The sequence below is a fragment of the Thioalkalivibrio nitratireducens DSM 14787 genome, assembly GCF_000321415.2.
Classification (GTDB): domain Bacteria; phylum Pseudomonadota; class Gammaproteobacteria; order Ectothiorhodospirales; family Ectothiorhodospiraceae; genus Thioalkalivibrio; species Thioalkalivibrio nitratireducens.
In genome coordinates this window covers 395,137-407,840 of the sequence record NC_019902.2, presented here as the reverse complement: position 1 = coordinate 407,840, position 12,704 = coordinate 395,137, and the positions used below count along the sequence as shown (strand labels likewise).

The 12,704-nt window shown below is 68.0% G+C and carries 10 protein-coding genes; 4 read left to right on the top strand and 6 right to left on the bottom strand.

Annotated features, from left to right (window positions below; genetic code table 11):
- Positions 1-13: 13 nt before the first annotated feature.
- Genes TVNIR_RS01960 through def form a run of 6 tightly spaced genes read right to left on the bottom strand, consistent with a single transcriptional unit; the run spans position 14 to position 6,952 of the window.
- Positions 14-1,390 (bottom strand): sigma-54-dependent transcriptional regulator, encoded by a 1,377-nt coding sequence (locus tag TVNIR_RS01960; protein WP_015257282.1) that lies wholly within the window; start codon positions 1,388-1,390, stop codon positions 14-16.
- Positions 1,387-3,591 (bottom strand): sensor histidine kinase, encoded by a 2,205-nt coding sequence (locus tag TVNIR_RS01955; RefSeq protein WP_015257281.1) that lies wholly within the window; start codon positions 3,589-3,591, stop codon positions 1,387-1,389. The genes TVNIR_RS01960 and TVNIR_RS01955 overlap by 4 nt, the downstream gene beginning before the upstream one ends.
- Positions 3,576-4,133: a DUF4390 domain-containing protein gene (locus TVNIR_RS01950; RefSeq protein ID WP_015257280.1), complete on the bottom strand. Its 558-nt coding sequence runs from the start codon at positions 4,131-4,133 to the stop codon at positions 3,576-3,578. The genes TVNIR_RS01955 and TVNIR_RS01950 overlap by 16 nt, the downstream gene beginning before the upstream one ends.
- 4 nt (positions 4,134-4,137) lie before the next feature.
- Positions 4,138-5,457, bottom strand: coding sequence for a 16S rRNA (cytosine(967)-C(5))-methyltransferase RsmB (gene rsmB / locus TVNIR_RS01945; protein WP_043739072.1), 1,320 nt, complete (start codon positions 5,455-5,457; stop codon positions 4,138-4,140).
- Positions 5,454-6,410, bottom strand: a complete 957-nt coding sequence (fmt, locus tag TVNIR_RS01940; protein ID WP_015257278.1) for a methionyl-tRNA formyltransferase — start codon at positions 6,408-6,410, stop codon at positions 5,454-5,456. The genes rsmB and fmt overlap by 4 nt, the downstream gene beginning before the upstream one ends.
- Positions 6,410-6,952, bottom strand: a complete 543-nt coding sequence (def, locus tag TVNIR_RS01935) for a peptide deformylase (protein WP_015257277.1) — start codon at positions 6,950-6,952, stop codon at positions 6,410-6,412. Before def ends, fmt begins: the two co-directional genes overlap by 1 nt.
- Positions 6,953-7,177: 225 nt before the next feature.
- Between def and TVNIR_RS01930 the strand changes: the two genes are divergently transcribed.
- The 4 genes from TVNIR_RS01930 to TVNIR_RS01915 all read left to right on the top strand — a co-directional run bounded on the left by TVNIR_RS01930 (position 7,178) and on the right by TVNIR_RS01915 (position 12,697).
- Positions 7,178-8,401 carry a LysM peptidoglycan-binding domain-containing protein gene (locus tag TVNIR_RS01930; protein ID WP_015257276.1) on the top strand — a complete coding sequence of 408 codons (1,224 nt, stop codon included), beginning with the start codon at positions 7,178-7,180 and terminating at the stop codon, positions 8,399-8,401.
- Between the two features lie 13 nt (positions 8,402-8,414).
- A complete protein-coding gene (dprA, locus tag TVNIR_RS01925) occupies positions 8,415-9,542 on the top strand; it encodes a DNA-processing protein DprA (RefSeq protein WP_015257275.1) in 1,128 nt (375 codons plus the stop codon).
- Positions 9,539-10,024, top strand: coding sequence for a Smg family protein (locus tag TVNIR_RS01920; protein ID WP_015257274.1), 486 nt, complete (start codon positions 9,539-9,541; stop codon positions 10,022-10,024). Before dprA ends, TVNIR_RS01920 begins: the two co-directional genes overlap by 4 nt.
- A gap of 141 nt (positions 10,025-10,165) precedes the next feature.
- The gene (locus TVNIR_RS01915) at positions 10,166-12,697 is read left to right on the top strand and encodes a DNA topoisomerase I (RefSeq protein WP_015257273.1); all 2,532 of its coding nucleotides are present in this window, start codon (positions 10,166-10,168) and stop codon (positions 12,695-12,697) included.
- Positions 12,698-12,704 lie beyond the last annotated feature (7 nt).

Below are 12,704 nucleotides of genomic sequence, written 5' to 3'. Positions count from 1 at the left end.
CCAGCGCCTAGGGTCAGCCGTCGGTCTTCAGTTTTTTTGGGTCGATCCCAAGGGTCTTGAACTTGCGGTACAGATGGGTACGCTCCAGGCCGACCCGTTCCGCCAGTCGGGTCATGTTGCCCTCGCTGCGTTCGAGCTGATGGATCAGGTACTGGCGCTCGAACTGTTCCCGCGCCTCGCGCAGCGGCAGGTCCGGGAACAGCTTCACCGCGCCGAGATCCGCCTCGCCGAGCGTCTGCCCGGATAGCGTGCGCTCCACCTCCTCGCGCGTCACCTCCTCGCCGGAGCCCAGGATCATCAGCCGCTGCACGAAATTGCGCAGTTCACGCACGTTGCCCGGCCAGTGGTAACGCCGCAGCCGTTCGAGCGCACCGGCCTGGAAGCGCCGCTCCGGGAGCCCCTCCTGCTGGTGCAGGTGTTCCATATGGTGTTTCAGCAGCGCCGGGATGTCCTCGGGATGCTCGCGCAGCGGCGGGATCTTCAGCGGCAGTACGTTCAGCCGGTAGTAGAGATCCTCGCGAAAGCGCCCCTGGTGCACCGCCTCGGCAAGGTCGACCTTGGTCGCGGCCACCACCCGCACGTTGACCGCGATCGGCTGGTTGCCGCCGATCCGGGTGATTCTCTGCGTATCCAGCGCATGCAGCAGCCGCCCCTGGGTTTGCAGATCCATCTCAGCGACCTCGTCCAGGAACAGCACTCCACCGGCTGCCTGTTCCAGCAGTCCGAAACGCACGCGGTCGCCCTGCTCCGACCCGAACAATTCGGTGATCGCCTCCTGCCCGGACAGCGATCCAACCGCGACCACGATGAAGGGATTGTCCCGACGTGCACTGCCCGCGTGCAGGAATCGCGCAAAGGTCTGCTTGCCCACGCCCGCTTCCCCGGAGATCAGCACCCAGGTGTCGTGCTGGGCCATGCGCTGAACCTGATCGCGCAGGCTGTTCATCACCGCGCTGTCGCCGACCGGTTCGGAGATGGTGGTTCCCAGCCGCCGCAGCCCCTGGTTCTCCCGCTGCAGCCGGTCCGATTCGAGTGCGTTGGTCAGGGTAATGACGAGCTTGTCGATCGACAGGGGTTTCTCGATGAAGTCGTAGGCTCCGAGCCGGGTGGCATCCACCGCAGTCTCGACGTTTCCATGCCCGGAAATCATCACCACCGGACAGGGGAGGCTGCCGTCCTCGTTCCACTCCTTCAGCAGGCTGATCCCGTCGCCGTCCGGCATCCACACATCGAGCAGAATCAGGTCGGGACGCCGGCTGCGGCGCGCGGCCTTGGCTTCGGCGACAGATCCGGCCAGGGCCACTTCGTAGCCCTCGTCTTCGAGCACGTCCCGCAGCAGCATGCGGATGTCCGGCTCGTCATCCACCACCAGTATGTACGGTCCACTCATTCGTGCGCCTCTCCGACACCCTCGGTATCGCCGCCGCGGTTGACCGGAATGCGGATCACGAACACCGCCCCCCCCGTCGGCCCATTATGGCATTCAATGATACCCCCATGCTCCTCGACGATCTTTTTCGCAACGGCCAGGCCCAGGCCGGTGCCACGGGGCTTGTCGGTCGTGTACGGCTCGAAGATGCGCTCCAGGAACTCGGGGCGGATGCCCGGCCCGTTGTCCGCGACACGCAGTTCCACCCGGTGTCCGTTGCCGTCCTGCAGATACCGGGTGGATACCTGGACCGCACCGTCCGCACGGTCCTGCACCGCCTCGATCCCGTTCTTGATCAGGTTGTGCAGGAGCTGGCGCAAACGCCCGGCATCGGCCCGTATGGCAGGCAATCCCTGTTCCAGGTCGACCACCAGCCGCGCGGGCTGGGCCTCGCCGGCGTACAGTTCACCGACATCGCGCACCAGCTGGTTCAGATCGAGCGGCACGAGTTCCAGCCGCGGCGCCTGGGCATAGTCGCGGAACGCGTTCACCAGCGTCTTCATCGCTTCGACCTGCTGCACGATGGTCCCGGTGGCACGGTCCAGCACCTCCCGGTCGGCGCCCTGCACGGTCTTGCCCAAGCGCCGGGACAGCCGCTCGGCGGACAGCTGGATCGGGGTCAACGGATTCTTGATCTCGTGCGCCAGTCGTCGGGCCACCTCGCCCCAGGCCGCATCGCGCTGCGCGCGCAGGAATTCGGTCATGTCGTCGAACACGATCGCGTGCAGTCCGCGCCGATTGCCCGGATCGGGCAACCATACCCCGCGGGTCATCAGCACCTTGCGCCCGGTGCGGGTGAATACCACCACCTCGCGCGACCACTCCTGTTCCCCGGCCACCAGCGCGTCGCCGATCGCGTCGAAGAACTGCGCCACCAGCGGGCACGCATCCTCGAAGTCCGACAGCGGCCGGGGAGGCCCGGAGCGCAGGTCGCATTCGAGGATCTGGCACGCCGCCTCGTTCGCGGTGCGCAGGCGCAGGCCACCATCCAGCGCCAGCACTCCAGAGCGCAGGTGCTGCAGCACGCTTTCCAGGTAGGCACGCTCGGCATCGAGCAGGCGGCGGTTGCGTTCGGCCTCCTCGCGGGCTTCGTTCAGCGTGCGGGTCATCGCGTTGAACGAACGGACCAGAAATCCGAGTTCGTCGTCGCGACTGACCGGCAGCCGGGTGCTGTAGTCCCCGGACGCGACCAGCCGGGTGCCCTCAGCCAGGTCGGTGACCGGCCGCACCAGGCGCCGCGCGACCAGCAGCCCGGCCCAGAGGGCGGCCATCAGCGACATCGCCAGCGCCAGCGACATCGTGAAGATGAAGCCCTGCTTGATCGGCCCGCGCAGGTAGGCAAACTCGCGGTAATCGACGAACGCGTCCTGCACCCGCACCGCGAGCGCACTCATGCGTGGATCCACCGGGTACAGGCCCTGCAGAATACGGCTGTCGGCACCCGGCGACCGGTCCCCCGCCAGCGCGACCACGCGGATCAGCAGATGGCCGTTCGCATCGGGCTCCAGGCGTGTGAAGGGTTGCCCCGGGCTCATGCGCATCAGGATGTCGGCGCTTGGTGGAGACGGCAGCCGCCGGATCGGACTGTCGGTACTGGAGGCGATGATCCGGTTGTTGGCACCGACGAGCGTCAGCTCCTGTGCCCCCATCTGGGCACGGATATCGTTAAGCGCCAGCGGCACCAGCGTCTCGGATACGTCCTGCAGTTGGCGCATGATCTCTTGGGTCTCGCGGGCGAGATCCCGGACGCGAAGATCCAGCGACGAGCGGGACAGCTCCAGCGCGTCCTCGAGCGCCCCGTCGACGCGCACGTCGAACCAGGAATCGACGCCCTCGTTCAGGAATTTGAACGAGAAGTAGTACACCACTGTGACCGGCACCACCGCGACCAGCATGAAACCCGCGATCAGGCGCAGGGTCAGACGGCTCCCGGGCCGACCGTCCCGGCACTGCGCGATCAGGCGCCCGACCTGGTAGATGATCAGGGCGCCCAGCACGACGAGCACCACGCCGTGGAACGCGAGGAGCCAGAGGAACAGCTGCTCGAAGCGCGCCGAGTTCTGCGCGGCATCCCCCATCACCACCAGTGAGGCCAGCAGGATGACGAACAGCAGGCCCAGCCCGAAAAGATCCCAGGGGAAACGCCTTAGTCCAAGGACCATCGATACCATCCCGGCTGTGTCACATAGGCGCCGCGCAGTCGGGTCTCCCACTGCAGCGGCAGCGGCAGCGCGCCGTGATCCAGTTGCACCCGGGCGGCAATCTGGTAATCCACGCCGGGCCGTAGTTCTGCGGAACCGACCTCGAGGGCGATGCGGCCGAGGCGACGCGCGAGGATCTCCAGCGCATCCCCCAGCGTCGGCGCGAAATCGACCCGACGCGAGACCCGGTCGGTGATCACGTAGTGGCGGCTCAACGCATAGTATTCCAGGCGCGCACGGCGGCTGGCGGTCGCCACCGCGCGTTCTCCGAAGATGCCACGCCGGTACTCCAGATTCACTTCGGACAGGAAGTGGATACCGATTCCGTTCTCCAGCGCCTGCAGCAGCACGTCGGGCAGTTCCATGTCCAGGTAAAGACGCACCAGCAGCCGGTCCTCCCCCTGCCAGACCGAATCCGCCTGGCGGATCTCGGTCGCGGCCGTGAAGCCCGGGAGCAGACACGACCACAGGACTATAAGGCCAAGCACGATCCGCCTGCGCATGCCGTCAGCCCGCGCGCCCGAGCAGCGCAAAGTAGAATCCGTCCATGTCCTCGGCGCCCAGCGCGACCGCGCGCCCGACCGGGCGATCGTCCCCGCCGGGAAACGCCAGCGGCAGCGGCTTCGCGTCCGGGGTCGCGGCCAGCCAGGAACCGACGACCCGCTCGTTCTCGTCGGCCAGCAGCGAGCAGGTCACGTACAGCAGGCGCCCGCCCGGACGCAGCAGGCGCCAGGCCTGCGCCAGCAGTTCGCGCTGGCGCGCGGCCAGCGCCGGGATGTCTGCGGCCCGGCGCAGCAGCTTGATGTCCGGGTGGCGGCGGATCACGCCGGTTGCCGAACACGGCACGTCCAGCAGGATCGCGTCGAACGGCCGACCATCCCACCAGTCCTCCGGATCCGCCAGGTCACCGATCACCAGTTGCGCCCGATACCCCAGGCGCCGCAGGTTGTCGCGCACCCGACCCATTCGCGCACCGTCGACGTCGAGCGCGGTCAGGTCGATCCCACCGCTGGATGCCTCGAGCAGGTGTCCGGTCTTGCCACCCGGTGCCGCGCAGGCATCCAGGATCCGTTCGCCGGGCTGCGGCGACAGCAGCAACCCGGCCCACTGGGCGGCAGCATCCTGCACCGACAGCAGCCCATCGGCGAACCCCGGAATCGCGTCGACGTCGACGGGCTCTGCCAGCGTCAGCGCGGTCGGAACCAGAGGATGCGGCTGCGCTGCCAGCCCCGCCCGTTCCAGCCGCTCCTGCATGGCGGCCCGGGATACGCGTGCCGTATTCACACGCAGCGTCATCGGCGCCGCCCGGGTGGAAGCTTCCAGTACCGCTTCCCAGCGCTCCGGGTAGCTGGCGCGGATCCCGGCAACAAGCCAGGCGGGGCAGGCGTGGCGTAGCGCAGGCGTGCGCTGCATCGCCTGACCCAGCAATTCGCGCTCGCGCAGCGCGCGGCGCAGCAGCGCGTTCACCAGCCCCACCGCACCCGGCCGCTGGATGGCCCGTGCGAGTTCCGCGGTCTCGCGCACCGCGGCGTGATCCGGGGTTCCGAAACGGAAGATCTCCGCCAGCCCCTGGCACAGCAGCACGCGGATCACGGCATCGCGCGGTTTCAGCGGCCGGTCCAGCATCCCCTCGACCATCGCCTCGAGCTGCACGTACCAGCGTACCGTGGCGAATGCCAGGGCCCGGACCCATGCAGCCTCGCGCGGCGGCAGGTCCGCGGTTTCGTCCGCCAGCGCCACGGTCAGCGATTCCCCGTGAAGCAGCACACGGACGAGTGCAGCGAGGCATTGCCGCCGGGGAACCCAGGTCGCCCTTCGAGAGCTCAACCCACCCCCCCGAGCCGGTGCCCAATCAAGGCTGCCGAACGCGCCCAGTCGGCGGCAGCGACGGGGCGCCGCCCCGGCAGCTGCACCACCTGCAGGCGCAGAATTCCGGACCCGGCCGACACGTCCACGCCGTCTGCATGGATGCCGATTACGGTCCCGGGAATCGCCGGCTCGGGGCCGGCAGGGGCAGGCAGTGGACGCGCCTGGTGGATGCGCAGGACCTGGTCACCCCAGCGCGTCTGGGCCACCGGCCAGGGGACGAAGGCACGCACCTGGCGGTCGATCGCCGCGGCCGGGCGGGCCCAGTCGATCCAGGCCTCGGCTTTCTCGATTTTGCGCGCGTACACCACGCCCTCCGCCGGCTGCGGGCGGGGTTTCAACGTTCCATCCAGGATCTCATCGAGCCGCTCGACCAGCAGGCGCGCACCTAGGGACGCCAGCCGGTCATGCACGCTCGCCGCGGTCGCATCGTCATCGAGCGGCAGGCTCGTGCAGGCATAGACCGGGCCGGTGTCGAGGCCGGGCTCCATCTGCATCAGGCAGACCCCGGTCTCCGGGTCACCGGCCTGGATCGCGCGCTGGATCGGAGCCGCCCCGCGCCAGCGGGGCAATAGCGAGGCGTGGACGTTGACCCCCCCCGACCGCGGGATCGCCAGCACGCGGGCCGGAAGGATCAGACCGTAGGCAGCCACGATCAGCACGTCCGGCGCCAGTCGCCCAAGCTCGGCCTGCGCCTCGGCGGACTTCAGCGATACCGGCTGCTGTACCGGGATTCCCGCCGCCAGCGCCACCTTCTTCACTGGGCTCGGAGTCAGCTTGCGGCCCCGCCCGGCGGGCCGGTCGGGCTGGGTGTAGACCGCCACCGGGGTCTGGCCCGCGGCGATCAGCGCTTCGAGGGCGGGAACCGCGAACTCCGGGGTGCCGGCGTAAACGATGCGCCGGTCGTGCCGCATCAACGCGCCGCGACCGGCTCGGCCAGCCGCGCGCCTCTCCCCGGATCACGGGCCGCCTGCTTCTCGAGCTTCTTGCGGATACGCGTGCGTTTCAGGTTGGAGATGTAATCGACGAACAGTTTGCCATCGAGATGGTCGATCTCGTGCTGGATACAGACCGCCAGCAGCCCCCCGGTCTCGAGTTCGAAGGGCTCGCCATCCCGGTTCAGGGCCCGTACCCGGATTCGTTCCGCGCGCCGCACCCGTTCGTAGAAACCCGGCACCGACAGGCAACCCTCGTCCATCTCCTCCTCGCCGTCACGGCTCAGGATCTCCGGGTTGATCAGGCAGTACGGCTCGTTCTGGTCCTCGGACACGTCCGCCACCAGGATGCGCTTCTGGACGTTGATCTGGGTCGCGGCCAGTCCGATCCCGGGCGCCGCGTACATGGTTTCGAACATGTCATCGACGAGTTCACGAATGGAATCGTCCACCTCGGCCACCGGATCCGCGCGCAACCGCAGCCGCGGGTCGGGAAAACAAAGGATTTCTCTGAGTGCCATTGCCAAACCTCATGCTCTTGTACTGTGCGGGCACGGTTTTTCTGCTAACGTTTAAGCTGAAACGGGCGCGATGCCAGTGCCTGCGATGTGCGCAGTATAGGTGGTCGCGATCCGGTTTTACGAGACAACCTCTAACGGACACGGCCAAGCCAGAAAAGCGCCTTCTGCTGTACAGACCGCGTCGGGCCGAAGGAATTCGCGGCAATATCCTCGCAGTTGCCGCCGATGCTGCAGCCAGAGGCAGCGTACCGGAACGAGACCATGGGGAGATCGATGTTCCTTGCACCGGGCCTTGCCGTGACCCGTCCGGCGGGATGGATCGGACTGCTGGCGCTGACGCTCGCCGCCTGCGCCTCCGGGCCGGAATTGACGGAAGAGACCGTGGGGCACGCGGTCGCGCCCACCACGGCGCCCCCGGAACCTGCGCCGAACCCGGTGGCCGCGGAACCTGAGGCGGTGCCGGAGGGTCGGGCACCGGAACCCGAGTTCCACCCGGCGGCCCCGGAACGCTACGTCGTGCGCGATGGCGACACGCTCTGGAGTGTCGCGAACACCTTCCTGCGCGACCCCTGGCACTGGCCCGAGATCGGGCCGGCGAACCCGCAGCGCCCCAACCCGCACCTGATCTACCCGGGCGACGTGTTGAGCATCCACCATGTCGACAGCGAACGCCGCGTCACGGTCGATGGCGGCACGAGCGTGCTCCCGGTCGAGCGTCTGTCGCCGCAGATTCGCGTGGAGGCACTGGACGACGACGAGACCCTGCCGATCTCCACGCTGCAACCATTCATGTTCCGACCGCGCGTCGTGGACGAGGAGACGCTGGATCGGGCACCGTACATCGTCGCCGCGCAGGACGAACGCGTGATCTACGGCCCCGGAGACCGAGTCTATGTGCGCGACGCCCCGGATGTCGAGCGCTACGATCTCTACCATGTCGTACGCCGGGACCGCATGCTGACCGACCCGGACACCGGCGAGGAACTGGGCGTGGCCACCCTGCCGATCGGAGAGGCGAAGATCGTACGCGGGGGCGAGATTGCAACCGCCCTGCTGCGGTCTGGCGAGCGCGAAGCGATCCGGGGCGACCGGCTGCTTCCATTCGACGGCGAGCCCGATCTGTTGTTCGATATCGACCGCCCGCCGCCGGGCCTGGAGGGATCGGTGATCCTGCTGTTCGACGCGATTACCCAGACCGGTTCGCTGCAGGCGGTCGTGATCAACCGCGGCGAGCGTGACGGCGTGCGCAACGGCCAGGTCTTCGCTGCCTGGGAGGCTGGCCGCACGGCACGCGACCCGGTCAGCCGGAACCGCAACGTGCTGATCGAACTGCCGGAAGAGGAGATCGGCACCATGATGGTGTTCCGAACCTTCGACAAGGTCGCCTACGCGCTCGTCCTGCACTCCACGCGCCCGATTCGTGAAGGCTACAAGGTCCGCCACCCCTGAACCGGCCGCCGAAATGTCCACCGAGTTGGGCGACTGGCTGGCACTGCTGCACACGCCCGGTCTCGGCCCAAGACGCATCGCCCGGCTGCTCGAACGTTTCGGGAGCCCCGCCGCGGCACTCCAGGCCGACGCCCGCGACTGGGCGCTGGCGGACGTCCCCGGCGGACCCTGCCGGGGCAGCGATCGGGAGCCGCTCGAGCGGGGCATCGAGGCCGACCTCGCCTGGCTGGAGGCGGACCCACGGCACTCCATCCTGACCCGGCAGGATCCACGTTACCCGCCCCTGCTGGCCGAGTTGCCGGATCCGCCCCCGGCGCTGTACCTGGTCGGCGATCCCGAGTTGCTGCGGCGCCCGCAAATCGCGGTGGTCGGTGCCCGCGGCGCGACTCCGCAGGGGCTGCGCCACGCCGAACGGTTCGCGACCGCGCTCGCAGCCGCTGGACTGGCCGTGACCAGCGGCCTGGCCCGTGGCATCGACGGAGCGGCGCATCGCGGCGCGCTGGCGGCGGAAAATGGCCGCACGGTCGCGGTGATCGCCACCGGTCCGGATCGCGTATACCCGCCCCAGCACCGGCGGCTGGCGCACCGCATCGCCGACCACGGGCTGCTGGTGTCGCTCTGGCCGGTCGGGACCGCTGCGAGCCCCCGGCATTTCCCGCAGCGCAACCGGGTCATCAGCGGGCTGGCGCTGGGTACACTGGTCGTCGAAGCGGCGCTGCGCAGCGGCTCGCTGATCACCGCCCGGCTGGCCGCGGAACAGGGTCGCTCGGTCTACGCGATCCCCGGCTCGATCCTGAACCCAGTCAGCCGGGGCTGTCACCGCCTGATCCGTGACGGGGCCCAACTGGTCGATTCTCCCGACGACATCCTCGAGGACCTGGCCGACTGGCTGGGCATACCGGCGGACGCACCGGTCCAGGCACCGCCGATGGCCGACGGAGCCACCCTGGATCCCGAACAGGAACGCGTCCTCGAACAGATGGGTTTCGACCCGGTCGCCCTCGACGATCTGCTGCAGCGCACCGGATTGACCGTGGACACGCTTTCCTCCATGCTGGTTTTACTGGAACTCAATGGCCGCGTGGCCGCACTCAGCCACGGGCGCTACCAGCGCCTCGACGCAGGACCCCCCGAAACATGAACGAAAACGTGCTGGACGTGTTGATGTACCTGTTCGAGCACTACATGGACGACGAGACCGAGGCCGAGCCCGACCGCCAGGATCTCCAGGCACGCCTGCAGGAGGCCGGTTTTCCCTCCCACGAGATCGACCGTGCGCTGGGTTGGCTGGACCGGCTCGTCAGCGAGGAGCCGGTAGCGGCACACGTCGGATCCGAGGCGGCCCAGCGCGTGTACACCACCGAGGAGCAGGGCCGGCTGGATCTGGAAGCGCGCGGATTCCTGGTATTCCTCGAACAGAACGGGCTGCTCACCACCGGCACCCGTGAGCTGGTGATCGACCGGGTGATGGAGCTGGATGGCGACGAGATCGACCTCGACCAGCTCAAGTGGGTGATTCTGATGGTCCTGTTCAACCAGCCGGATGACAGCATCGCCTATTCGCGCCTCGAAGAGGTGGTGATGTCCGACACCGCACCCGCGCTGGCGGACTACCTGCACTGAACGGCCGGTATCGCCCGCCCCGCATTTGCTGCTATTGTCCGGATCGCCTCCGCCGGCTGCGGGCCGGCCCGAGCGGCGCCGACCGATCCGCCGGGGCGTGATTCGTTGAACCCGGGCAGAGACGGAGTGGTCCCGAGCGACATGAGCAAGAATCTGGTCATTGTAGAATCGCCTGCCAAGGCCAAGACAATCGGCAAGTACCTCGGCCCCGACTTTACCGTGCTGGCCTCCTATGGCCATGTACGGGACCTTGTGCCCAAGGAAGGCGCGGTGGACCCCGACGCGGGGTTCCGGATGAACTACGAGGTCATCGAGCGCAACGAGAGACAGATCCAGTCGATCGCCAGAGCACTGAAGGGCTCGGACGCGCTGATCCTCGCGACCGACCCGGACCGCGAAGGAGAGGCGATTTCCTGGCACCTGCTCGAGATCCTGCGCGAGCGCGGCCTGCTCGGCGAGCGCACAGTCAAGCGCGTCGTGTTCCACGAGATCACGAAAAAGGCGATCCAGGAAGCGGTCGCGCATCCGCGGGGGCTGTCGCTGGACCTGATCAACGCCCAGCAGGCACGCCGGGCGCTCGACTACCTGGTCGGCTTCAACCTCTCGCCACTCTTGTGGCGCAAGATCAAGCGCGGGCTTTCCGCCGGCCGGGTCCAGAGTCCGGCACTGCGGATGATCTGCGAGCGCGAGGACGAGATCGAGCGTTTCGAGGCGCGCGAATACTGGACGCTGGACGCCCGGGCCCGGCGCGGGGAACAGCCGTTCACCGCTCGCCTGACCCATCTCGATGGCAACAAGCTCGACCAGTTCGACCTGAACTCCGAACCGCTGGCCACCGAGGCCCGCCAGCGCCTGCTCGACGCGGCCCAGGGCAGCCTGCGCGTGGTTTCGGTAGAGAAGAAGCAGCGCAAGCGCAACCCGGCCGCGCCCTTCACCACGTCGACGCTGCAGCAGGAGGCATCGCGCAAGCTGGGCTTCACGGCCAGCCGGACGATGCGCGTCGCGCAGCAGCTGTACGAGGGCATCGACCTCGGCAGCGGCGCGATCGGCCTGATCACCTACATGCGCACCGACTCGGTGACGCTGGCGGGCGAGGCGATCGCGGAGATTCGCGGCCTGATCGAGGAACGCTACGGCGCGGACAACCTGCCCGCCAGCCCGCGCCAGTACAAGACCAAGTCCAAGAACGCGCAGGAGGCGCACGAGGCAGTCCGTCCGACGTCGGTGCGCCGGCTGCCGGAGGAAGTGCGTCAGCGCCTGACCTCCGACCAGGCACGCCTCTACGAACTGATCTGGAAGCGAACCGTGGCCTGCCAGATGGTGCACGCGACCTTCGATACCGTGGCCGCGGACCTGGCCCCGGGCGAGACGGCGCACCGTTTCCGCGCCACCGGGTCGACGCTGCGCCACGCCGGCTTCATCGCGGTATACCAGGAAGGCCGCGATGAAGCGGCGGCCGATGAGGACGAGGATCGCCGGCTGCCGGAACTGGCCGAGGGGATGGTGGTGGACCTGCTCGACGTCAGCGCGGACCAGCACTTCACCGAGCCGCCGCCGCGCTACACCGAGGCGAGCCTGGTGAAAACCCTTGAGGAATACGGAATCGGCCGACCATCGACGTATGCCAGCATCATCTCCACCCTGCAGTCGCGCGAATACGTGGAGATGGACGGCAAGCGCTTCCTGCCCACCGACATCGGCCGGATCGTGAACGCCTTCCTGACCCAGCATTTCACCCGCTACGTCGACTACGACTTCACCGCGAAACTCGAGGACGAACTGGACGACATCGCGCGCGGAGACAAGGACTGGATCCCGGTGCTGAAAGGCTTCTGGAAGGATTTCCGTGACCAGGTCGAAGACAAGGCCGTCAGCGTCAGCCGGGCCGAGGCCGTGCAGTCGCGCGAACTGGGCACCGATCCGAAGAGCGGGCGCCCGGTCAGCGTACGCATGGGCCGCTACGGCCCAATCGTGCAGATCGGCACCAAAGACGACGAGGAAAAACCGCGTTTCGCCGGCCTGCTGCCGGGCCAGAAGATGGACCAGGTCACGCTGGAGGAAGCGCTGGCGCTGTTCAAACTCCCGCGTGAACTGGGGGAAACCCCGGAAGGCGAGCCAGTTCAGGTGAACGTCGGGCGGTTCGGACCGTATGTGAAGTATGGCCGGAAGTTCGCCTCGCTCGGCCCGGACGACGACGTCTGGAGCATCGAGCTTCCGCGTGCACTCGAGATCGTCGCCGAGAAAAAGGCGCTGGACGCACAAAAGCACATCCAATCGTTCCCGGACCAGGGAATCGAAGTGCTGAACGGTCGCTACGGCCCCTATATCACCGACGGGACCAAGAACGCCAAGATCCCCAAAGACCGGGAACCCGCATCGCTGACTCTGGAGGAATGCCGCGAACTGCTCGCGGCGGCCCCGGAACGGCGCGGGCGCCGCGGTGGCAAGTCCGGTGGCAAGACAGCCGACACCACCAAGGCGGCGGCCGCCAAACGTGGCAACGGCAATGCCGCGGGTACTGGGCAGAAGAAGCCCACCACCCGGAAGGTCCCGGCCGGGAAGAACACGACCCGCAAGACCACCGCGGACAAGACCGGCGCCAAGAAGCCGGCCAAGGCCGCAGCGCGGCGCACGGCCGCCGGCAATCGGCCCGACGCGGCCGGCGGCAACTGACCCCGAG

Excerpts from the sequence above, each read along its gene's own strand:
- TVNIR_RS01915 (WP_015257273.1), top strand. The coding sequence starts at position 10,166 with ATGAGCAAGAATCTGGTCATTGTAGAATCGCCTGCCAAGGCCAAGACA.
- TVNIR_RS01920 (WP_015257274.1), top strand. The coding sequence starts at position 9,539 with ATGAACGAAAACGTGCTGGACGTGTTGATGTACCTGTTCGAGCACTAC.
- TVNIR_RS01950 (WP_015257280.1), bottom strand. The coding sequence starts at position 4,133 with ATGCGCAGGCGGATCGTGCTTGGCCTTATAGTCCTGTGGTCGTGTCTG.
- def (WP_015257277.1), bottom strand. The coding sequence starts at position 6,952 with ATGGCACTCAGAGAAATCCTTTGTTTTCCCGACCCGCGGCTGCGGTTG.
- dprA (WP_015257275.1), top strand. The coding sequence starts at position 8,415 with ATGTCCACCGAGTTGGGCGACTGGCTGGCACTGCTGCACACGCCCGGT.
- TVNIR_RS01955 (WP_015257281.1), bottom strand. The coding sequence starts at position 3,591 with ATGGTCCTTGGACTAAGGCGTTTCCCCTGGGATCTTTTCGGGCTGGGC.
- TVNIR_RS01960 (WP_015257282.1), bottom strand. The coding sequence starts at position 1,390 with ATGAGTGGACCGTACATACTGGTGGTGGATGACGAGCCGGACATCCGC.
- TVNIR_RS01930 (WP_015257276.1), top strand. The coding sequence starts at position 7,178 with ATGCTGCAGCCAGAGGCAGCGTACCGGAACGAGACCATGGGGAGATCG.
- fmt (WP_015257278.1), bottom strand. The coding sequence starts at position 6,410 with ATGCGGCACGACCGGCGCATCGTTTACGCCGGCACCCCGGAGTTCGCG.